At 64.8% G+C, this 21,763-nt stretch carries 18 protein-coding genes; 10 read left to right on the top strand and 8 right to left on the bottom strand.

Annotated features, from left to right (window positions below):
- Positions 1-327 precede the first annotated feature (327 nt).
- Positions 328-3,414, top strand: a complete 3,087-nt coding sequence (locus tag M0R89_RS14365) for a hypothetical protein (protein ID WP_248649769.1) — start codon at positions 328-330, stop codon at positions 3,412-3,414.
- 52 nt (positions 3,415-3,466) lie between these two features.
- Here the strand turns inward: M0R89_RS14365 and M0R89_RS14370 are convergent, their stop codons facing one another.
- From M0R89_RS14370 to M0R89_RS14380, 3 genes are all read right to left on the bottom strand, one after another.
- Entirely contained in the window at positions 3,467-6,091 is a 2,625-nt protein-coding gene (locus M0R89_RS14370) for an efflux RND transporter permease subunit (protein WP_248649770.1), read from the bottom strand.
- A 378-nt stretch (positions 6,092-6,469) separates the two neighbouring features.
- Positions 6,470-6,763: a hypothetical protein gene (locus tag M0R89_RS14375; RefSeq protein ID WP_248649771.1), complete on the bottom strand. Its 294-nt coding sequence runs from the start codon at positions 6,761-6,763 to the stop codon at positions 6,470-6,472.
- Positions 6,764-7,078: 315 nt separating this feature from the next.
- Positions 7,079-8,293, bottom strand: coding sequence for a Cdc6/Cdc18 family protein (locus M0R89_RS14380; RefSeq protein ID WP_248649772.1), 1,215 nt, complete (start codon positions 8,291-8,293; stop codon positions 7,079-7,081).
- A 542-nt stretch (positions 8,294-8,835) separates the two neighbouring features.
- On the opposite strand from M0R89_RS14380, the gene M0R89_RS14385 reads away from it, so the two are divergent.
- Complete coding sequence (locus M0R89_RS14385; RefSeq protein WP_248649773.1) at positions 8,836-10,383, top strand: cellulase family glycosylhydrolase; 1,548 nt, start codon at positions 8,836-8,838, stop codon at positions 10,381-10,383.
- A 136-nt stretch (positions 10,384-10,519) separates the two neighbouring features.
- On the opposite strand, the gene M0R89_RS14390 is transcribed toward M0R89_RS14385, so the two are convergent.
- Positions 10,520-11,950: an aldehyde dehydrogenase family protein gene (locus M0R89_RS14390; protein WP_248649774.1), complete on the bottom strand. Its 1,431-nt coding sequence runs from the start codon at positions 11,948-11,950 to the stop codon at positions 10,520-10,522.
- Positions 11,951-12,196: 246 nt separating this feature from the next.
- Between M0R89_RS14390 and M0R89_RS14395 the strand changes: the two genes are divergently transcribed.
- The 3 genes from M0R89_RS14395 (at position 12,197) to M0R89_RS14405 (ending at position 14,564) form a co-directional block, all read left to right on the top strand.
- Positions 12,197-13,012 (top strand): carbon-nitrogen hydrolase family protein, encoded by an 816-nt coding sequence (locus M0R89_RS14395; protein ID WP_248649775.1) that lies wholly within the window; start codon positions 12,197-12,199, stop codon positions 13,010-13,012.
- A gap of 146 nt (positions 13,013-13,158) precedes the next feature.
- Positions 13,159-13,692, top strand: coding sequence for a DNA starvation/stationary phase protection protein DpsA (gene dpsA, locus M0R89_RS14400; RefSeq protein WP_248649776.1), 534 nt, complete (start codon positions 13,159-13,161; stop codon positions 13,690-13,692).
- 95 nt (positions 13,693-13,787) lie between these two features.
- Positions 13,788-14,564 (top strand): hypothetical protein, encoded by a 777-nt coding sequence (locus M0R89_RS14405; protein WP_248649777.1) that lies wholly within the window; start codon positions 13,788-13,790, stop codon positions 14,562-14,564.
- Between the two features lie 113 nt (positions 14,565-14,677).
- On the opposite strand, the gene M0R89_RS14410 is transcribed toward M0R89_RS14405, so the two are convergent.
- Positions 14,678-15,436, bottom strand: a complete 759-nt coding sequence (locus tag M0R89_RS14410) for a DUF7504 family protein (protein WP_248649778.1) — start codon at positions 15,434-15,436, stop codon at positions 14,678-14,680.
- 1,420 nt (positions 15,437-16,856) lie between these two features.
- Between M0R89_RS14410 and M0R89_RS14415 the strand changes: the two genes are divergently transcribed.
- The 4 genes from M0R89_RS14415 (at position 16,857) to M0R89_RS14430 (ending at position 18,699) form a co-directional block, all read left to right on the top strand.
- Positions 16,857-17,087, top strand: coding sequence for a hypothetical protein (locus M0R89_RS14415; RefSeq protein ID WP_248649779.1), 231 nt, complete (start codon positions 16,857-16,859; stop codon positions 17,085-17,087).
- Between the two features lie 2 nt (positions 17,088-17,089).
- Positions 17,090-17,263: a hypothetical protein gene (locus M0R89_RS14420; RefSeq protein WP_248649780.1), complete on the top strand. Its 174-nt coding sequence runs from the start codon at positions 17,090-17,092 to the stop codon at positions 17,261-17,263.
- 594 nt (positions 17,264-17,857) lie between these two features.
- Positions 17,858-18,331 (top strand): HNH endonuclease, encoded by a 474-nt coding sequence (locus M0R89_RS14425; RefSeq protein WP_248649781.1) that lies wholly within the window; start codon positions 17,858-17,860, stop codon positions 18,329-18,331.
- Positions 18,332-18,546: 215 nt separating this feature from the next.
- Positions 18,547-18,699 carry a hypothetical protein gene (locus M0R89_RS14430; protein WP_248649782.1) on the top strand — a complete coding sequence of 51 codons (153 nt, stop codon included), beginning with the start codon at positions 18,547-18,549 and terminating at the stop codon, positions 18,697-18,699.
- Between the two features lie 115 nt (positions 18,700-18,814).
- Here M0R89_RS14430 and M0R89_RS14435 read toward each other — a convergent pair whose 3' ends face one another.
- Both M0R89_RS14435 and M0R89_RS14440 read right to left on the bottom strand, forming a co-directional pair.
- The gene (locus tag M0R89_RS14435; RefSeq protein WP_248649783.1) at positions 18,815-19,840 is read right to left on the bottom strand and encodes a tyrosine-type recombinase/integrase; all 1,026 of its coding nucleotides are present in this window, start codon (positions 19,838-19,840) and stop codon (positions 18,815-18,817) included.
- A complete protein-coding gene (locus M0R89_RS14440; protein WP_248649784.1) occupies positions 19,840-20,361 on the bottom strand; it encodes a hypothetical protein in 522 nt (173 codons plus the stop codon). The genes M0R89_RS14435 and M0R89_RS14440 overlap by 1 nt, the downstream gene beginning before the upstream one ends.
- Before the next feature lie 62 nt (positions 20,362-20,423).
- On the opposite strand from M0R89_RS14440, the gene M0R89_RS14445 reads away from it, so the two are divergent.
- Positions 20,424-21,443 carry an NADH:flavin oxidoreductase/NADH oxidase gene (locus M0R89_RS14445; RefSeq protein WP_248649785.1) on the top strand — a complete coding sequence of 340 codons (1,020 nt, stop codon included), beginning with the start codon at positions 20,424-20,426 and terminating at the stop codon, positions 21,441-21,443.
- A gap of 14 nt (positions 21,444-21,457) precedes the next feature.
- On the opposite strand, the gene M0R89_RS14450 is transcribed toward M0R89_RS14445, so the two are convergent.
- Positions 21,458-21,688, bottom strand: a complete 231-nt coding sequence (locus tag M0R89_RS14450; protein WP_248649786.1) for a hypothetical protein — start codon at positions 21,686-21,688, stop codon at positions 21,458-21,460.
- Positions 21,689-21,763 lie beyond the last annotated feature (75 nt).

The raw sequence follows: 21,763 nt of genomic DNA on the forward strand, positions 1-21,763 counted from the left end.
CTCGATACTACCCTCGGCCTATCCCGGATACCACGGCGGGATATTCTCTCCCTATGTGAGTAATCGGGGTTTCAGTCGAGTAGTTAGGGATGTCCTTTCGGTATTAGCCGATACTTACTCGGGGTGGCGAAAAACGGTCTGCGCTTTTTATGCACTCATCTGGCGTCCGCCTTTTCCGAGGTGAAACCTGCGAGACTCAGGACGCGGTGACGACGACCTGACGAACGACGACGATGGGATGGGGGGAACCGGCGCTCGAACACTGATAGGGGGAGTCCCGTATCAGCGACCAATATCAAACATGACCCGCATACGGAAATATCAAACATGACACGCATACGGATAACGAGAAAGAAGGCGAGTGCGCTCGCACTCACGGCGATACTGGTACTTTCGACGGTAGCCATGTCGGGGGCGGTCCTCGGCGCAGACGTGCAGCGAGGCGGACAGGACCCGACGTTCAACCCGGGCGTCGGTGGACCGAACACGGTCGTCGCGTCGGAGGAGAAACCGGTCGTCTTCCAAGGTGAGGAAGACATCAACTTCGTACAGGACAACGGCCAGCCGATAGACCCGTCGCAACTCATCGGAGTCTCGGGCGACGCGGAGGGCATTCCGCTCGAATCGCCCGTTCCGGAGGACCAGGAACTCGGCCAGTACGCCGTCAACGGCCAGCGCAGTAACATCGGCGTCACCGTCCAGAAGCCGCGAGTGACCGACCTCGAACTCTTCAACGAGCGCGGTATCGACGTCGAAGGCTCGACGGTTCAGGAGGACGAGACGCTCCTCGTCAAGGCCGACTGGAACTTCCAGAACGCCGAGGACCTCTCGCTCGAAGTCACCGACGAGAACGGTAACGAGATAACCGGCGACGTGCTGACCAACGTCGAGTCGCTCTCGGACGCGCAACTGCAGGAACTCAACGGCGCGTACGCCCAATACCCGGAGAAGATAGACAACCCCGGTCAGCGGGGCACCGGCACGGGCATCGAGTACCTGCAGGGCATCGGTCAGTTCAACAACACCCAACTCGAGACGAACAACACCAGCGTCCAGTCGGCGTACTGGGCCATCGACCTGAGCGACCAGAGTTCGGGCGACTACACCATCACCGTCGAGGGATGGGACAACCTGAATCAGGAGTCGGCGACCCGTTCGACGGTCGTCTCGGTGACCGGTGAGACGAACGTCGCGCTCGACCTCGAAGGTGACGAGGCCACGCGCGGCCAGAACGTCCGCTACACCGTCCGCGGTTCGACGGCGGGCGCGTCTCACATCGTCACCATCGAAGACAACGACTTCCGGAACAATCAGGTCAACGAGAACGTGTTCCGCGACGTGGAGGACGTCATCGACCGCGGGACGCTCGACACGAACAACGACGGCAGTTCCGACCTCGCGTGGGCCCAGATCGAGGTCAACGAGGACACCGGTCTCGGCGTCGGTCAGATCGACACCTCGTACCTCGACGACACGAACGTCGACGTGAACCTCTACCAGGAGGGCCAGAACCTCACCGACATCGCGCAAGACGCGGGCGACACCGAGGACGACCGGACGCTCAACGTCGTGCAGGGCGGCCTGACCTTCGAGAGTCCGGCGGGGACCTACATCGCCGGACAGGAAGTCGACGCGCGCGGTACCGCCGCGCCCGGCGTCGACGAGGTCGCCATCTACGTCCGCGACCAAGGCGACTGGGAACTGGCCGACATCAACGAGGACGGCCAACTCAACCAGCAGGACCTCATCAACGTGGACTCCGACGGCGAGTGGGAGGAGCGTGACGTGACGCTCTCGCAGGCCAGCGACGTGCTGAGCATCCCCGGTCGGTACCGCATCGGCGTCGTCGAAGGTGACGACGTCGTCGGGCAGAACGGCACCGTCCAGGAGCAACTGTCCACGTCCGAGTTCAGCAGCGCCACTAGCGAGCAGACGTCCATCATCGTCACCGAGCCGACGCTCGGCGCCACTAACAACAGTTCGATGGTCGCGTCGTTCGGTATCGGCGCGCCCGCGGCGATGCAGGACGGAAACAACACGACGCAGGACAACCAGACGCAGGACAACCAGACGCAGGACAACCAGACGGCGCAGGACGACCAGCGGATACGGCAGAACACTCCGGTGACGAACGAGAACCCGACGTGGGTCTTCCGCACCTACAACGAGCAGATCGCCGTCGAGGACGGCACCGTCGAGGTCACGGGCGTCGCGCCCGGCCTCGAAGAGGTCCTCGTCGTGATGGTCGACTCGCGCGGACGTATCGTCACCGAGACGGTCAGCGTGGACGACAACGACATATTCGAAGAGGACGACATCGAACTCATCAACGAGGAGGGACGCGAACTCAACGAGGGCGAGATTACCGGGATGGTCATCGGTCTGGGCCGCGACACCGTCGTCGGTGACGGCGTCGTGCCCGGTCAGGACCAGTCCGACCTCGCGGCGCTCGAGAACTGGATCAAGAGCTTCAGCACCGGGCTGACGCAGGACCAAGTCGTCGCCCGTATCATCGACGAGACGACCGGCGAAGCGGGTAGCGACGACCTGCGGCTTCGGCAGTCGTTCCGCTACGCCGACGCCGCGACCTCGGTCTCGGCCATCGTGCCGCAGGACGAGGCGAACGTCAGCAGCCAACCCGGCCTCCAGTCGCGCATCGTCCCCATCGAAGCGGGTCAGACGATGGTGGTCGAGGGCGTGACGAACCGCAAGCCCGACGACAACACCATCACGGTCGAAATCATCGACGGCCCGAGCGCCGACGAGTTCGACTCGGCGGCGGTCGACCAGTGGGGCCGCAACGGCATCTGGTCGGTCAACCTGAGTACCGAGGGCATCCAGCCCGGTACCTACACGATGGAAATCGACGACGGCGACAACACCGACATCGTCCAGTTCCAAGTCGTCGAGCAGGGCCAGCAGAACGAGACGACCACCACTACGACGAACCAGACCGAAGCGGGTGACAACGAAACCACGACTACGACCACGACAGCGGGAAATGAAGACACCGCGGCGGGTAACGAGACGACCCAAGCAGCCAACGAGACGGACGCCGCCGCGGGTAACCAGAATCAGCAAGGGGCACAGGCAGGAAACACGCTCGAAATCCGGAGCGAAGGAGTGACGCTGAACTACAGCATCTCCTTCGCGGGCACGGTCGAGGCGGTCAGCGACCAGACCGAGGAGAGCGACGACGTTCAGGACTCGACCGTCACGGGACAGGTCGGTGACGGCGACGCGGCCGACGCCTACAACTTCGTCGGCCAAATCAGCGACATCTCCGCCGAGGGCGACCTGAGCAACGCGACGTTCATCCTCAACGGCGACGAGGTCCAGCCCGGCGACCTTCCGGACGCGTCCGGGAACAACTCGTCGATGGTCGCTCCGGCAGTCGTCAGCGGTCCGGCGTAACTCGCCGACCGTCACCGACGACTCGACCGACTTCCGACGCGCGCTTTTTTCGCTACTCTACGTCGCCGGGAGCGGCGTCGTCCGACGCATTCGGAGCGGACGCGTCCGACGACTCTCCGCGCGCGCCAGCGCCCGACTCCACGCCCGAGAGTCGTGCCCAGACGACCAGCACCGAGGGCAAGACCAGTATCGACGCCAGATAGGAGTAGACGACGCTGAGCGCGGTGAGAAGGCCGAACTGTCCGATGGCAGGGAACACCGCGAGGACGAGGACGCCGATGCCGAAGACGGTCGTGAGCATGCTCCCGGTCAGCGCGCCGCCGGTGCCGGTAATCGTCCGGGAGAGCGCGACCAGCGTCTCTCGCTGGTCGGCTTGCTCGCCTCGCTCGGCGGACTCGCTTCGCTCGGCCGACCTGTCTCCTCCTCGTTCGCCGGTCCGGGGCGACTCCGCCGCCTCGCTCAGTTCGTCGGTGAACCGATGGACCACGTGGACCGAGTAGTCGATGCCCAGACCGATGGTGATGGCGAGGACTGTGGCGGTGAAGGCGTTGAGCGAGATGCCGACCGCTCGCATCGTGGCCGCGAGCGCAGCGACGGTCACGACGATGGGGACGACGTTGACGACGCCGAGCGACGGCCTGCCGACGAGGACCCAGTAGACGACCACGAGGAAGACCGCGGTGCCGACGAGCGCGACCGCGAGGCTGACGACGGCCGACTCGAAGATGAGGTCCGAGACGGCCTGAAAGACCACGATGTTGCCCGTCGCGGTGGCCTCGTAGCGGTAGCGGTCGGCGACCCGGCGGGCGTCGGCGGTCACCGCCGCGTCGGGGGCGTCGGCTTCGACCGAGTAGACGACGCGCGCGCTCCGGCGGTCCTCGGTCAGGTACTGGCGCGCCAAGGCCTCGTACTCCGACTCGAAGACCGCCTCGTAGATGCTGGCGAGGTCGTCGTCCGGAATCCCGTTACCGTCGCGGTCGTTCCGCGCGACGAGTCTGGCGAACTCGGGGTCGGTGGCCGCCAGCGACCGAACGACCGTGACGATGCTCCGGTCGCTGGCCCGACCGTCCTCGGTGACGAACGTGTCGGGCGGGTCCGCGCCCGCCCGGTGGATGGCTTCGAGCGCGGTGTCGCTGGTCATCGGTCCCTCGACGTAGACGACCACCTCCTCGTCCTCGCCGGTCTCGAAGTTGTCTTCGAGGAAGTTGATGTCCCGCGTGACGGTGTACTCGCTCGGCCGGAACGGTTCCGGCAGGGCGCGGAGGTAGTCGGGCGTCTCCTCGGGCGGGAGGAACTGCTCCTGACTGAACGAGGTGTCCACGCCGGTCGCGTATCCCGTCGCGCCCGCCGTGAAGACGGCGGTCAACAGGAGGAAGGCGAGGGGTGCGCGCCGAGCGACGGCGACGCCGCCGGTCAGCGCACGTCCGAGGGCCGACTCCTCGGAACCGAGTGGGGTCTGGCTGAACGTCGGGATGGGATACCGCTCGCGGCCGTAGTCGAGCAGGACCTTCGCCGCGGGGAGGAAGACGCCGAAGATGAGCGCGGTGAAGACGATGCCGACGCTGGCGACCACGCCGAAGTCCCGAATGGGAACGAGGGCGCTCGTCAGATTCGAGGCGAAGCCGATGACCGAGGTGGTCGTGACGACGAAGAAGGCGACGAGCAGTTGGTCGGTCGCGGTCCGCATCGAGTCGGCGACTCCGAACCCCTGGACGCGCTCCTCGCGGTAGCGGTTGACCGCGTGGATGCCGAAGTCGATGCCGACCGCGAGCAACAGCGGCGGGACCGTGATGAGAATCTGGTTGAACGGGACGGACGCGAATCCCATGAAACCGAAGGTCCAGACGATTGCCATCAGGAGCGCGACGACGCCGAGCAGGAGGTCCGCGAGGTCCCGGTAGGCGACCACCAGAAAGAGGACGATGAGGACCGTCGCGGCGGGCACGACGACGAGCAGGGTGTCGCCGATGACGCTCCCGAACTCGGCGTCCACGATGCCAGCGCCGAACACGCGAACGTCGCCGCCGACCGACGCCGCGACCGACTGCATCTCGCGCTGGATGGGCGTGAGCGGATTCGTCCCGGCGGCCTCCGCGTCGTCGGCGAGTTCCGGGACGGCGTGTTCGACGACAGTGACCGACGCGGAGGCCCGCGCCGACTCGGGGTTGAAGTCCTCGCTGAGGAGGTTCCGGAACGAGGGGTTGTCGCGGGCCGCCGCCCGAACCGCGGCGTCGATGCGGGCCGGAGACGCCCGCTCGACCGCACGGAGTTGCTGTTCGGGCGTCGTCGCGTTGGGATTCAACGTGGTCGCGACGACGTTGGCGGGGCCGGTCGCGCCGACGATTCGGAGTTCCTCGCGGCGACTGGCGAGGCGCTCTTGAACCGTGAGCATTCGGGTCAGGCCCCGCTTCGAGAGGACGTTCTCTCCGGTGTGGATGAGTTGCGTCGTCGCGGTTCCGGACCCGAAGGGCGGTTCGAACTCCCGGTTCACCGCGTCCAGCGCGACCTGTTCGGGCACGTCCTCGGCGAAGCTCTCGGTGCCGGACTCGGTCGAGACCTGCGTCGCGCCGACCGCGAGGACGGCGGTCACGACGAGGAAGACGGCGACGACCCGTCCCGGTCGGTTCACGATGCGGTCGTCCAACCAGTCGATGACGCGTTGGTAGTCGAGTGCCACTCGCTGTTCCCCCTTCTCCCCGTCGGTTCGACTCTTTTCTCCGTCTCCTTCGACCCCGAGTGCGCTCGTCGGTCGGATGCCGTCCCGGTTTCCGACTCGTATCGGATTTCCCCTGCGGACTCCGGCGACGAGCGGTGCGATTGCGACGGAGTACAAGGTGATTATCACGCCGAGCAGGAAATACCCGCGGGTCGGTCGGGAGCGCACGGCGGGGTTCGGACGCTCCGAACGGAGCGGCCACGAGACATCTCCGAACGGAGCGGTGACGGGACACGAGAGGCGGGTCGTCCCCACTTCGGATACGAACCTTCGGCGAGTGGAAAATAAATATCTATGTTTAGCAGGGATATAGTTAGGTTAAGAGCGGGTCGGCCGTCGTCAGAAGAACCGGCGGACGCTCCAGTACATCCCCGACAGCAGGTTCGTGACCTCGGCAATCGGCGAGAAGTCGGCGTCCGGATTCTCGGCGCGTTCGAACTCGTCGGTCAGCGTCTCGGACGCGACGTGACGCAGGTCGCCGGTGTTCGCGCGCCGACCGGCGGCGTCGGTGACGCGGAGCAGTACGATTTCGTCGGTCGCGCCGACGACGCGATAGACGGGACCGTCGCCGCTCTCGCCGGTGTCGTCCGAATCGCCGCGCGCCGGTCTGTAGTGGTCGCCAACTTCGACCATGTGTACGCTCGACTATTTTGTCGGGTACCGAATAATTGGTGGAAAGCCGGACGAGACACGCACGGAGTACGGTCAGCGGTACTGTGCGGTCACGGCCCGAACCAGCGAGTAGTGCGGTCGGGCTAGCGTGACGACCGCGAGCGAGGAGTGACAGCGCGGCGCGAAGCGCCGGGCGACGCGACGAGCGAGCGGACCAAGGGAGGACTAACACGAGGGAGCGAGTGGAGGGACGACCGCCGTGTTTTTTCCCCAAGCTTTTGCCAGCGAGGGAACCCGAGCCGCAGGCTCAGGGCGACCGAGCGCAGCAAAAAGTGGTCATAGGTAGCCCTTGACGCTGGCGTGGACGCCCATCGACTCGAAGGTCTCTTCGAGCGCGTCCAAGACGACCGCGAGGTCCTGCTGGAGGTCGTACTCCCGGTACTTGCCGCCGGCCGAGCCTTCGTTGATTTCGGTGACGTTCAGGATGCCGAGCATGGCGAGGTCGTCCAAGTGTTCGCGTAGCCACCGGGCGGTGAGCGAGTCCTTGCCCGCGGCGTCCGCGAGCGACTTGTAGCGCGTGTAGATCTCCCGGGAGCGCGCCGGGGTGTCGTCCTCGGCTTCGAGCGTGGCGAGCGCGTAGACCACGAGGCGCTCGTGGTCGTTGAGGTCCGCGATGCCGCGAGCGACCTGTTCGCGTTCGAGGAGTTGGCGGCCCCGGCGGACGTGCTGTTCGGTGACCTCCTCGTCGTTCTGCTCGCGGGCGAGGTCCCCCGCCTTCAGGAGCAGGTCGAGCGCCTTTCGGGCGTCGCCCGACTCTTGAGCGCCGAACGCGGCGCAGAGCGGCACCACGTCGTCGCTCAGTACGTCGTCCTTGAACGCGACTTCCTTGCGCTGTTCGAGGACCGCGCGGAGTTCGTTGGCGTCGTACGTCGAGAAGGAGATAGCGCGCTCACAGAGCGACGAGCGGACCTTGGGCGAGAGCGAGTCGCGGAACGTGAGGTCGTTGCTGATGCCGATGAGACCGATGCGGGCCTCGGTGAGGTTCTCGTTTTCCCGGGCGCGAGAGAGTTGGTAGAGGATGGAGTCGTCCTTGAGGTGGTCGATTTCGTCCAGCACGATGAGGATGATGCCGCCCGCGTTGTCGAGTTCCTCCCACATGATGTCGTAGACCTGCGAGCGAGAGTACCCCGTCTCGCTGATGTGGTTCGAGGGCGGTCGCATCGTGTTGACGAGGTTGCTGGCGACCCGATACGAGGAGTTGAGCCCGTCGCAGTTGATGATTTCGGTGCGAACGTCGAGGTCCTCGTACTGTTCGGCGTTGTCCACGAGTTTGTTCAGGAGAAATCGGGTGGCGGCGGTCTTGCCCACGCCCGCCTTGCCGTAGAGGAAGATGTTGTCGGGTTGCTCGCCGTAGATGGCGGGTTGGAGCGCCCCGTGGTACTCCTCCAGTTCGTCGTCGCGGCCGACCAGCGTGTCGGGCGTGTAGTCGTCCAACAGCGCCTCGCGGTTGGTGTACGGGGAGTACTCGCGGACGAAATCGAAAGAGCCCATGCTACTCGTGGCGGAGTGGTGGGTCGGTCTTGAACTTGTCGAAACCACCCGTTCCGCTGATTCCGCTGATTCATGTGAGCGAGTTATTTAAGAAACACCCCCACCCCATCGTTCCGCTGAATAGCGTGAGAGGCGGGGTGGGTGGGGCAGTCAGCGAGGAGTCCCTGAAAATAGCAAGCTTCTTGTCCTAGTCTCAGAAACAGAATCCGCAAACTAGTCTATTTAGTCTATTTCGACTACATCGTTCCGGAAATAACCGATGTCCGTTCGCTTTCACCGTACCCACCCCACCGTCCCCGGGCCGATTCAGAGGAACGACGGGGTGGGGGTATTTATATATCCCCCCGAACAGACGAAACAGCGGAAATGGTGGTTGGCTGTACCACGGTTCGCCGTGACGACTCCGACAGAACGAACTCGGTAGTACGAACCCAGCAGAACGAATCCAGCAGAACGACCCCGACAGAACAACCGGTTTCCGACCGAGACCTATCACCGGATTCCACGGAACGTTTTTATCTTCGGATTCGCTCTCCACCTTCGTGGACGACGCCGGAAGCGAGACCCGAACTTCGAACGCCGACCGGCCGGGAGCCGGTTCCCGAAGTGATGACATCTCCCACAGCGACGCCACCTCCCGGAACGATACCACCTCTCAGAATGGTTCCGCCTCCCGGAACGATTCCACCTCCGGAAACGACGACGCCCTCCGTGACGTTCGAGGCGCGGTTTACCTCCCGCAGAAGGACTGGAACGCCTACCAGATGTGGGCCGACTACGAGAACGCGACTATTGAGCGGGAACTGGGCTACGCCGCCCGACTCCGCCTGAACAGCGTCCGGGTCTTCGCGTCCTACGAGTACTGGCGCGAGGACGGCCCGGCGTTCTTCGCGCACGTCGAACACTTCCTCTCGGCCTGCCGCGAGCGGGGCATCCGACCTATCGTCGTTCTCTTCGAGGCTCCCCCGGAGTTACCGCCGACCGAGGAAAACTGCCGCGAGAGAGACCCCCAGAAGGCTTTCGGCGTCCACTCACCGTCGCGACCGGAAATCCTCCGACCGCGCAACTGGAAGGGCTACGACCGCTCGCCGATTCACTTCGCGCGCCGATGGGCGCAGGAGTACGCCGAGGACGACCGACTGCTCGCCACCGAAATCATGAACGAACCCGGCGACGTTCGACCGCGCCGAGACTTCGTGACCGACGCGCTCGGAGTCGTCCGCCGGACCGCGCCGGAGGCCACGCTCACGATGGGCACCAAGGACGTGCGCTTCGCCCGCGTCTACGACCGCGACGACGCGCTCGACGCCTACCAGTTCCACATGAATCTCCCGAGAGACCGGGACGCGGCACGCGAGTACGTCGCCGAACAGCGCGCGCTCGCCGACGACATCGCCGCGGAGGTCGGCGACGGAGAGTCGTCCTCCCCGAAACCGCTCTGGTGTACCGAGTGGCAGCGCACCCTCGAAGAACCGCCCACGCGCTTCGCGCCGAATCTCGCCAGTCTCGCACCGACGATTCGGGAGGTCCACGACGCGGGCACGCTCGACGGCGACTTCTTCTGGAGTTTGATGCTCCGCCCGGCGTACCTCCGGACGCCCCGCGAGAAGGGTCGGGTCAACGGTCTCTTCCACGAGGACGGCGCGGTCTACTCCCGACTCGACGCCGAGACCATCGCGGGCCAGTCTCTCGAACTCGCGCGCCGAGACTCGCTCCCGTCGTCGTGGCGAACCCACCGGTTTCCGTACCCCGATTCCGACGGTGCCCGGAGACCCGACCCGGGGAGCAGACCCGAAATCGCTCGCGTCGACGAACCCGTCTCGGAATCGAAGTCGGCGGGAGTCGGGAGTCACCAAACCCTACGTGAACTCCGAGAGCTACGAGACGCCCTGACGAGGCGAATCCGGGAGATGTTCGACCCCGGCGTCGGCGACCAGTCGAACGACGAGAGGTCGAACGACGAGAGGTCGAACGATGGGAGTTCGAACGGCGGAATGTCGAACGGCGAAACGTCGAACGGCGGAATGTCGAACGGCGAAACGTCGAACGGCGGAATGTCGAACGGCGAAACGTCGAACGACGGGAAGTAGAACCACGGAAAGTAGAACGACGAGAAACAAAAGTAGCGAGAGAGCGACGCGGAAAACCAGCGCGCGTCGCCGCAAAACGCTAGCGCAGCGTCGGAGCGCAACGACCACAATCGACGGGGGAGCGCGGCGGCCGACTTCAGAGGACGATGCTCTTCTTCCGGACCATCTCCTCGATGGTCGTGTGGAGGCCCTGCCGACCGATGCCCGAGGCCTTGTTGCCGCCGAACGGGATGTCGCCGAGACCGTGACTCGGGGCACCGTTGATGCGGACCGCCCCGGCGTCCAACCGGTCGCTGAGGTCCATCGCGCGGTCGTAGTCGCTCGTGAACACCGACGCGTCGAGCGCGAGGTCGCCGCGGTTGGCGATTTCGACGGCCTGCTCCTCGTCCTCGAAGGTCGTGACGGCCGCGACCGGACCGAACTGCTCCTCGTGGACGATGCGGGCGTCGTGGGGCACGTTCGCCAGCAGGGTCGGTTCGAAGTGGATGCCGTCGCGCTCGCCGCCGCGAACGAGGTCGGCGCCCTTCTCGACGGCGTCTTCGACCAGTTCCTCGACCCACTCGGCCTGCCCCTCGTTGATGAGCGGCCCCATCGTGGTGTCCTCCTCGAAGAGGTCGCCGGGTTGCCAACTGTCCATCTCGGCTTCGATCAGGTCGACCACCTCGTCGTGGACCGACTCGTGGGCGAGGACGCGGCTCACGGCCGAACACCGCTGGCCCGCGTACTTGAACGACCCCTTGGCACACTGGCCGGCCACGTCGCCCAAGTCGGCGTCGGGGAAGACCACGGCCGGGGCGTTCCCGCCGAGTTCCATGTGGAGGTTGACCATGCCGCTCTCCTTGGCGACGTGCTTGCCCGCCGCGCTCGACCCGGTCATCGAGATGGCGTTCACGCGGTCGTCGCCCGAGAGCACGTCGCCGATGACGCTCCCGCGACCCGGCACGAAGTTGAACGCGCCGTCCGGCAGGTCGAGTTCCGAAATCACGTCGGCCAGAATCGCCGCGCTGACCGGCGTGTCGCTCGCGGGCTTGAGGATGACGGAGTTGCCGGCCGCCATCGCGGGCGCCACCGACAGCGCCGTGGTCGATAGCGGGTAGTTGTACGGCGTGATGGCCAGCACGGTGCCGATTGGTTCGTGCTTGACGATGGCCTTCCAGCCCTCGTGTCCGGCGGTCGTGCCCTCGCGGAACTCGCCCTTCAGCGAGCGGGCCTCCTCCTTCGCGCGGCGGAACCGCTCGGCCGCGCTCTCGACTTCGCCGCGGGCCGACGAGATGGGCTTGCCCGCCTCGCGGACGATGACCTCGGCGAGTTCCTCCTTGCGTTCGAGCAGGCCCTCCGCAATCGCGTCGAGCCATTCGACGCGCTGGGGGATGGTCGTCTCGCGCAGTTCCGACTCGGCGCGCTGCGCCGCGGCGAGCGCGTCGTCGGCCTGCTCGGGGCTGGCGGCCGCGACCTGCGCGAACGTGCCGCCGTCGGCGAGGTCGGTCACTTCGAGTACGTCGTCGGCCTCGTGCCATTCACCGTCGATGTAAAGGCGCTCCCGACGCTGGAGTGGTTGTTGGGACATACACACCCCTTTGCACTCCGCGGGTAAAATATTTACTCAAGATTGGATTAACGACGATTCCGCCGCTCTCCCTCCATTCGAGCGGGTTCGGCGTCGATTTCCGGGCAAGCGGTCCAGCAGTCGCCCACTACGCTCCGAGGAATCACCCGGCGGCGCTTCGACACGTCCGTCGAGGGTCCCCAGACTCGAAAAGGTACTCGCCGCGAACCCCGACCGCTTTTCTCGCGTCGCTCCGAGTCGTCGGACGTGAACGGGGATTCACGACCCGTCGAGACGCCGACCACCGCCGCGCGGACGCCGACCGTCGCCGCCTGCCAGACGGCGGTGGCCGACCTCGACGTGGCGGCGAACCTCGAAACCGTCTGTGAGCGCGTCACCGACCTTCCACCGGAGATAGACGTCGCGCTGTTCCCCGAGTACGCTCTGACCGGGTTCGTCGCCGACGAGCGAATCCGGACCGCCGCCCTCTCGCGCGACGCCGCGGCGCTCGGACGACTGGCGGACCTCGCCGTCTCGACCGACACCGCGCTTCTCGTCGGCTTCGCCGAGGACGCTGGCGAGACCCGCTACAACGCCGCGGCGTACCTCGGCGCGGACGGTTCGACCACCGTCTACCGCAAGCGCCACCTCTGGGCAAACGAAGCGTACGTCCTCGACCCCGGCACCGAGCGCATCACGGTCGAGACGCCGGTCGGCACCACCGCCCTGCTGACCTGCTACGACCTCAACTTCGTCGGCGAGAGCGCGGCGTTCGCCACGCCCGACGTCGAAGCCCTGTTCGTCGTCGGCGCGTGGCCCGCGGCCCACAGCCAGAATTGGAAACTTCTCCTCCGCGCCCGCGCACTCGACGGGGTTCGGTGGGTGGTCGGCGCGGGCCGGACCGGCCGGAGTACGGTCGGCGACCCGACGGCGTACGCCGGGCGCTCGCGGGTCGTCCGCCCCGACGGGAGTGTGCAGGCGGGCCTGAACCGCGGCGAGCGGAACTTGGTGGCGGATTTGGACCCAGACGTTCTGGTAGAGTGTCGGGAGTCCGTTCCGATTTTCGACGAGCGCGGAGACTGAATTGGCTCCGCCTTCTCCGTGACGCTGATGCCCGGTTCGAGTCTCGAGGGATGTAGCCAATGCCGACGCGATTAGACCGCACGGCATCGCGACTGCGAGTACGCTTAAGCGGCCGCCGGTGGTACCCGAGTCGGAGGCTAACCCACATGAGCCAACAGCGACAGGTACTCCAGCAGGCGGGCACCGTCGAGGCCAACGCCGTCCGCTTCGACGCCGAGAAGGCCGAGCAGGTCGTGGAGGCCCTCAACCTCGACCTCGCGGCGAGCGTCGTCCGCTATCACCAACTCCGCAAGCACAACTGGAACGTCGCCGGACCCGAGTCGCGCGAACTCGCCGGGTTCCTCGGCGAGGCGGCCGCGGAGTCCGAGCGCCACGCCGACGCGCTGGCCCGCCGAGTCGCCGAAATCGGTGGCGTCCCCCTGAGCGGTCCCGCCGCGTTCGAGCGCCACAGTCCGATTCCCTTCGAGGGCGAGGACGTGTACGACGTCCGGTCCTCGCTGGCCAACGACCTCGAAGCCTACGGCGACTCCATCGAGAGCGTCAGCAGTCACATCGAACTCGCGGAGAGCCTCGGCGACCACGCCACCGGCCATCTGCTCCGGGGCCACCTCGCAGACCTCGAACGCCGGGCCAGCGCCATCGACGGACTGCTCGCGCGGACCTCGCTCACGGACTGGTGAAAACCGAAGCCACAGCCCCGACGTCTACCGATTCTCGCAGGTGATAATCCACGAGAAATTTATTGTCGAGCGGTGATTCGATACGGGTAGCGCCGATGGTGTCGAAAGCGTTCTTCACGGGGTCGAAGTACCTCGTCGAGGACAACGACGGCCGGTACGACTACCTGCGCCTCGACGGTGAGCGATTTCTGGAGGCGCTCGCGACCGCGGGCCAGCGAGTCGTCGGTCTCCCGGTCGAGGCCGACGACCAGAAGTCGGCCTACCTGAAGTCGCTGGTGACGCTCAACGGGAACTACTTCGCCGCCCGCGAGTACGAGGCCGACGCCAAAGGCAAGTACCTGAAACACGACGAGCGCGCCGAGCGACGCTTCCGAATCAAGACCGCCGAGCGACTCAGCGATTTGGTCGACGACCTCCATACGGTGCTGTCGGCCCACGACGCGCTCGTTGACGCCGCGGTCGAACACGTCGACCGCACCGAGAGCGGGGAGGACCGCCAGCAGAAGCGCTCGGCGGCCCGGTCGACCCTGCTCGCCTGTACGAACGACGCGGTCAGCGGAGGGTGGTACCCGACGGTCGAGTCGTACTACTACAGCCTCAGCCCCGGCGAACTCGTCGCGGAGGACCGCGAGCGCCGAAAACAGCGCATCGAAGGCACCGAGGAGTCCCGCGGCATCCGGGAACTGCTCGGCAAGCCCCACTTCCACCGACTCGGCAAACGCGACCTGCGTCGGATTCGACACGTCAACCGGGAGTCGCCCGGCGCGGACCCCCGCGTCTGGAAGCGACTCCTGGAGGAGCACGACTGGTACGTCGGCCACGAGCGCGACCGGTCCGTCGCCTCAGGCCCCACGGGGCCGTCGAAGCGGTAGCGGGCGACAGGATGGGGACGAAGGGATGGCGGGGAAAAGATGGCGGACGTAGGCGTGCGCTCGAAACGGTTAACTGGACAGGAACGAGGCGACGCGCTCGAAGGAGAACCGTCCTACAGCGACAGCCAATGGGTCGTCATGTCCGGTTCCGAGAGGTGCCACCGCTGTTCGATGCCGTCGCCGCCGTACCGGACCTCCACGACGGCGTCGAACAGCGCCTCGACGGAGCGGACCGTCTCGGAGTCGTACTCCGCGGGGAGGTGGTAGTGAGCCATCCCGTCGAACCGCTCGACGGTCTCGGTCAGGCCGAGGAGGAACCGGCGTACGTCCCGGTCCTCGTGGTCGGCGACCAACGGGACGATAGAGTCGAAGCAGAGCCGTAGCTCCGCGGGCGAGAGGCCACCGCTGTCGGCGTCGAAGCGCTCGATGGTCTCCTCGACGGTACTGCCGAGGTCCCGGAGTTCGTCGCCCTCGACGGGCACCCGAGCGAACGACTCGTCGGAGGAGTCGCGCACGCCGGACCCGTCCCCGAGCGATTCGTCTCCGAGCGTGCCGGTTTCGTGCGAGGCGTCGTCGGCCGCGCTCCCCCCGCGAACGTCGGCCTGCCAGTTCACGACCGCGGCTTCGTCGCCGTACGGTCCCGACTGGACGGACTTCAGCCTCGCGTAGGCGGTCGGCGGTCTCGCGTCGGTCGTCACGAACAGCCGGTAGCGCGGTCCGGCGCTCGACTCGCCGAGCAGTCGCTCGCAGGCCGCGTCCAGCGCGTCGGTACCGACGAGTAGAATGTTACACCCGTTCCGCTTGAGGTCCGCCAGTCGACGTCGAAATCGAGCTATCGATTTCTGGCTCCCCCTTCGTTCCTCCCCAGACATTGATTCACCAATAACGGGAATGGCTACAATAAGTGTTTCGGAGGTGCGAAAACCCAGAATCGCAACCCTCGGCAAGAAACGTGGGTGAGCCGAGGCCTTTCGGGCCCGGAGTCCCGAGGAGCAAGCGATGACCGACGACCTCTTTGCCGCGCTGTCGATTCGCGACGCGGAGATTCGGAATCGCGTGATGGTCTCGCCGATGTGCCAGTTCTCGCTGAATGAGTATATACAGCGTTAACGGTCGTGAGGTTGCCCGACGCCCCCGATTTTTCTTGGCCGAGAGGCTATATGGTCCCGTGAGCATGGAGAATGTGACCGACAGTTGCGTGAGCGAATCCTCGGCGAGGGGCAAGGGGTTGGGTCGTCTCTCGCTGGCGGTTTGTGAGCGAGACCGAGGGCACTCTGTGAGAACTCACGGGCGATTGTGAGCGTAGGGGGTAGCCCGAAGGGGCCGGAGCGCAAGGAACCGAAGCGCAAGAGTCCCAATGCGCAGTAGTCCCCAACACTTGATGTAGGGCGTACCGGGCCTTATCGAGTAACGGAACCGTTCGAGATTCATACTCTCGGGGTGGTACTCTTGGGTTGCCCCCCTCGGTTTGTCCCCCTCGTGGGTTTCTCTCCGAATGTAGATTACGCCCACGTGAGCGTCTGCGAGCGCGTGAGCGATTGCCCGCGAAGGCCGAGGGCTGAGGGTCGAACCCCGAGGGGCAGTAACGCGAGAAGCCGCCGAGACCGACGCGCGAGTTCCTGCGCCCGATTGTGCGCGGGGCGAGGACGGGGCCTTCCCGCGTTCGGTGTCGCCGAGGGTTGCCCCCGAGGGCCAGCCCCGCCCGCGATTCGCGCCCGCAACCCAACCCCGCGAGGTACCGCCCCACGCGAGGGGCGGGAAGGCGGTTATTACACCAGTCAGCCCGCCAATCGCGTTTGTTGGTAACTCGGCGTGCGTCGTAGTCTCGATTTTGCCTGAATTTCACCCGATTTTGCGCTCGGGGCGGGAGCGGGCCGTTATCGAGTCGAGTCTCGCCGAGTTCCTGCCTTGAGTTCTCCCCATTCTCGGCGGCGCGAGAGGCTGAGTCCCGAGTTCTCACGCGCGGATTCGGCCAAATTTGGAAGACAAACGTCCAACTTTCTCCGAGAAACTTGGAGGTATATCCAACTATTCCGCGTAGAGTTGAACGCCAAGAGTATATAAGTGATTTGGGATTCGGCCCGAGAAGTTCTCTGTCGGCCGAATAGGTGGGGGGTAGGGGGCGGTATATATACCCTTGTGCTTTCACAGGAATGAGGAAGGAGATTCGGAGGGACCCCCGTGGGTCCTCCGAGCATCCACCCCCCGGTATATATACCACTTGTGCTTTCATAGGAGTGAGAGCGAGGTCGTGGTCCCCGCCACGCAGTCTCCTTTCGATTCAATCCAATCATGGCCCGAAACAAGTCAATCCTACTGAGCGAAGACGAGAAGCGAGACCTGAAGAAAGCCGCCGAACAACTGTTTGGTACGACCGACGTGGCGAACGGCGCGGTCGTCAGCGCGCTCATCGAGCGTGTCCTCGAAGACGAACAGGACGAAAACGAGAGCGACTTCGCCGACAAGTTCGCCGACGTGGATACCGACCAGTCGTGGAAGGAAATCCGAAAGGAGTTGTCCTAACAATGGCGTATCGTAGAGAAGTCCTCTTTCGACCGAACCGCGACAAGCGAAACGACTTCCCGCAACCCGAGGAGGGCGAGTTCGTGGACGTAATCGAATCGACCGCCGACAAGCTCGTTCTTCTGCTCGAAGTCCCCGACGAAGACGCAGACTTAGACTACGGCGACGACGAGTAGAACCGACTTGCGGAGTTCTGGCCGGTGAAAGCCCGGTCGAGCAAAGCGTCCGTTCGAGGTCAAGGGCTATGTCCATAGGGCATAGCTCTCGTGCCCCTGCCGCTGGATGGTGGCCCGCCGTAGGCTAAGGCTGAACCGAGGAATACAACTCGTGGAAGCCGCCGACGCCTACGCGCGACTAAGAGGCCTTCAGCAACAGTCCGAGGCAAGCACGGCCGAGGGACGCACCCACTTCATGGGGGGAATTTGCAGTTTTAAATCCCGCGTTGGGAACTCAGCCCCCGTGAGAGTTCGATTCTCGGCTTTCGCGTTGCCCGCGTTGGATTCTCGTTCAACAACACGGCGAGTAACAACTCGCAACACCGAACGCGGGAAGTCCGGCAGAGTCCTACACGACAGTCTTCGGCGTTCTAACCCGAAGGGCCGTAATCCTATGCGCGTTAGGTTCATCGCGCTCGGTTCCTTCGGGGAGCAGTCGATTGACTGCGCGTAGTGTTTCCTACCGTCGCCGAGTTACTCGGCATCCTATTTTCCGTATCGCGGCCCTCGCTGTGCTGTTTTTGGCCGCGCTCCGCCGTCCGAAACCCCACAACAATGTCCACGACGCAACCCACCTCCACGACGACCGAGAGCAGTACTGACACGACCGAACCGAAGTACCGCGACGAGGAGTTCCTGCGCGAAGCCTACTGCGAGAAGGGTCTCAGCCAGCGTGAGATTGCCGCGCGATGCGGCTGTAGTCGCGGGGCAATTCGTCACCACATGGACAAGTTCGACATCTCGCCGCGCTCGACGCGCTCGCCGTCCGACCGTCCCGCCAATTTTGACACGAAAGAGAATGGTTACGAACGGTGGCGGTGTCAGGCTGGCGAAACGGACGACTACGTGTACGTTCACCGCTTACTCGCCACGCTCAAGGTGGACGACCTGAGCGAACTCGAAGGTATGCACGTCCATCACAAGGACGGCCATCCGTTCGACAATCGCCCTGACAACATCGAGGTCGTCAGTCCTGCCGAGCATCGCCAGAAGCACGCCGACGACGAACCCCTCAAAGCCGAGCAGTAACCGTTCGGAGGGCCATCTCGCCCGTCCAACCCCACACCCTACGCCGGGAGAACCGCACTCCACGCGTTTCCACGCGAGAAGCGCCCGTCCCCGCCGTTGCGCGTCGGCGTCGGTCGTGGCCTTCTCGCGTTACTGCCCGAACCAATCCCACCCACCCAATCATGAGCCATCTCCAGAACCGCGAACTCATGCGAGTAATGTTTGTTGACCGAGGAATGTCTGCCCGAGAAATCGCCGACGAGACCGGCGCGAACGTCGAGACCGTCCGGCGGTGGCTCTTGAAGCACCGACTCGCTATCCGAGGCACGACTACGCACTCGTCCGACGACGACTACAACCCCGACTGGAGTCGTCTCAAGCAGGACTGAGCGCGTCGGCGTCGGTCGGCGGCTTATCGAGTTGCCTGCGCAGAAAGAGCGAGAGCGCGTTGTGGCCGTCCCTGCGACCGGAGGGAGCGACGGCCCCGCGTGGAACTATTCCCGACTACTGCCCCAGTTCGGTCCCTGCGCCGTAGGTTCGCGCGGCGTCGAGCAGGTCTTTGTCGGTGAACTGAAGGTATTTCTCGGTCGTCTCGATTTTCGAGTGACCCATGAGCTTCTGGAGTCGCCGCGTGTCCATCCCGTTTTTGATGCATTGCACGGCGTAGCTATGCCGGATAACGTGCGCCGTGATTCTGTCGTGGTCGTTGTCCTGCGCGTCGGTGTAGAGGTATTTCTGTAGCCCGGCGTTGTCGGCGGCCTTCTTTATCATCCGGTTGACGTGATTTGGGTCAATGCGCTCCGAGTGACTGGTGGGAAACAGGTAGTCGCTCCCGGCAGTTGCGAGGGCCTTACGTTCGACGTTCAGCCACCGAGTCATGGCCGTATCGAGCGACGACTGATAGCGCACGGTGCGGTTCTGGTGGGTCTTCTCGGCGTGTACGTCGATAGTGCGCCGTTCGGTGTCCAAGTCGTCAAGCTGGATGTTGACGAGTTCGCCCCGCCGAAGCCCGGTATGATACAGCAGTCGAACTATCAGGTCGTTGCGGGGAATTGGCGACGGGACGTTGTTTGCCAACTCCCTGATTTCGTCGGGTTCGAGGTACGTCGGGCCTTTCGCCTCTTGCTTTTTCTTCGTCCCGTTCTTCAATGACTCCCAATCTGACAGGTCAAGGTCTTCAATGGGGTTCTCGGTTGAGGGTAGGTCTTCGTCAATGCGGGGGTCTCGGTCAATCTCCTCAAGCTCCTGATAGAATACGGACAGGGCGGTTTCCCGAACCCCGATACTGCCGCCTGTATAGCCGCCATTCTGTAGCAGTTGTTCAAGAAAGACTTCGACGTAGCCGGTCGTAGCCTCCCAAATCGACTTCGGTTCTCGGTCATGCAGGTTTGGGTCATAGTCCTTCTCGCCGGGGTTCTCCAGCCACTCAGCGAAGTCCTGCACGACTTGCGTATAGCGGTTGGCGGTGCTGTCGGCCTTCTTGTTGGTCTGCCGGTTGTGGAACAGGGAAATGGCGGTATCGCTATCCATCACTCGACCCTCCAGTAGTAGGCTTCGTCGGTCGTGCGGTGCGTGGCGTCCCTCACTTGCGCCGAGTTCGTGGCGAGTCGTTCGAGCGCGTCGCTCACGTCCGAGGTTCGCGCGCCGATTCGAGCAGACAAGTCCTCGGCGGTTGCGGCGTCGTTCTCGATTTGCGCCTCGTCGGGTTCCTGTAGTCCCGAGGGCGCGGTCGGCAGTATCTCCAGTAAGACTTGTTCGAGGTCGTAGAGTTCTTCGTCTCGGTCTTCCCGCCCGATAGCCTCCAGTTCGTCGTGCATCTCGCCGACGGTGCGCTCAAGTCGCGTGAGCGAATCGAGGACTTCCCCGCTGGCTTCGGTCGCGGGTTGGCCGTCCTCGGCGGCGGTCTGACGGCCCTCGCTGGCTATCTCTTTCTGAACTGAAAGCCGGATAAGGTGGCTGAGGCTGTTGTATTCTGGTCCTTCGGCGGCGTCTTCCCATTCAGCTTTCACGTCTTCGGCAACCCGAAAGGCGACGGTGGTTTTCTCGGCCATCGTATTTCGACCATCTCGGGCCGTCCCCATAGTGTTTGCGTTGTTTATACTGGACTGGCGAGTTGTGCCAGTACTCCTGCGACCGCGACGGACTCGCCACCGACTGGCACGAGGTCCACCTCGGGAGTCGGGCCACCGGCGGCGCCGGCATCGTGATGACCGAGGCGACCGCGGTCGAACCTCGGGGCCGCATCACGCCCCACGACTTGGGTATCTGGAGCGACGACCACGCCGACGCCCTCGCACCGGTCGCCGAGTTCATCTCGGAGCGGGGCGCGACGCCCGCCATCCAACTCGCCCACGCGGGTCGGAAGGCCAGCAAGACCCGGCCGTGGGACGGCAGCGTTCCGCTGCAACCGGACGAAGGCGGCTGGGAGACCGTGGCACCGAGCGCCGACCCCTACCCCTACGAGGAGGGCGAGGCGCGGACCCGGAAGATGGACCGCGACGACATCGAGGCGGTCACGGACGCCTTCGTCGCCGGGGCCGAGCGCGCGCTCGACGCGGGCTTCGAAATCGCGGAGGTCCACGCCGCGCACGGCTACCTGCTCCACGAGTTCCTCTCGCCGGTGACGAACCACCGCGACGACGAGTACGGCGGCGACTTCGAGTCGAGAACCCGACTCGTCCGCGAGGTCACCGCCGCCGTCCGGGAGGTCTGGCCGGGCGACAAGCCCGTCTTCGTCCGGGTCTCGGCGACCGACTGGTTGCCCGACCGCGAGTCGTGGACCGTCGAGGACACCGCCAGACTCGCGCCGCTGCTCGCCGAGGCGGGTGCCGACCTCGTGGACGTGAGCGCCGGCGGCACCCACCCCGACCAGCAGGTCCCCCAGACGGGACCGAACTATCAGGTCCGGTACGCCGAGCGCGTCGGCGAGGCGACCGAGGCGCTGGTCGGCGCTGTCGGCGGAATCACCGAACCCAAGCAGGCCGACGCGCTGATTCGCAACGACCGCGCCGACCTCGCCATCGTCGGCCGGGAACACCTCCGGGACCCGTACTTCGCGCTCCACGCCGCCGAGGAGTTGGGCGCGACCGACCGCGTGGAATGGCCGGTCCAGTACCGGCGCGCGGCGGAGTAGGTCGGCGCGAAGAATCAACTCTCGGCGAGAATCTTGTGCAGGACGGCCACCGTGGCGGCCAACACGCCCAGAAGGCCGGTGAAGATACCGAGTAATCCGAGGAGTGCAAGGAGGCTCCCGACGGCAGTTGCGAACACGAACTGACCGGCGAACATTAGCACAAATCCGCCGGCGAGAACCGCGTAGAGTTTCAGATACGCGTCTCGGGTGGCGTATTCGAGGGCGTCGCGAGCGGAGAGCGACATACTTCGGAGTGTCATGTAGATAACGAAAACCCTTCGATTCCGCGTCCGTCACTTGCCACGACGTGGCACACCGTG

Source organism: Halorussus limi, assembly GCF_023238205.1.
Taxonomy (GTDB): Archaea; Halobacteriota; Halobacteria; order Halobacteriales; family Haladaptataceae; genus Halorussus; species Halorussus limi.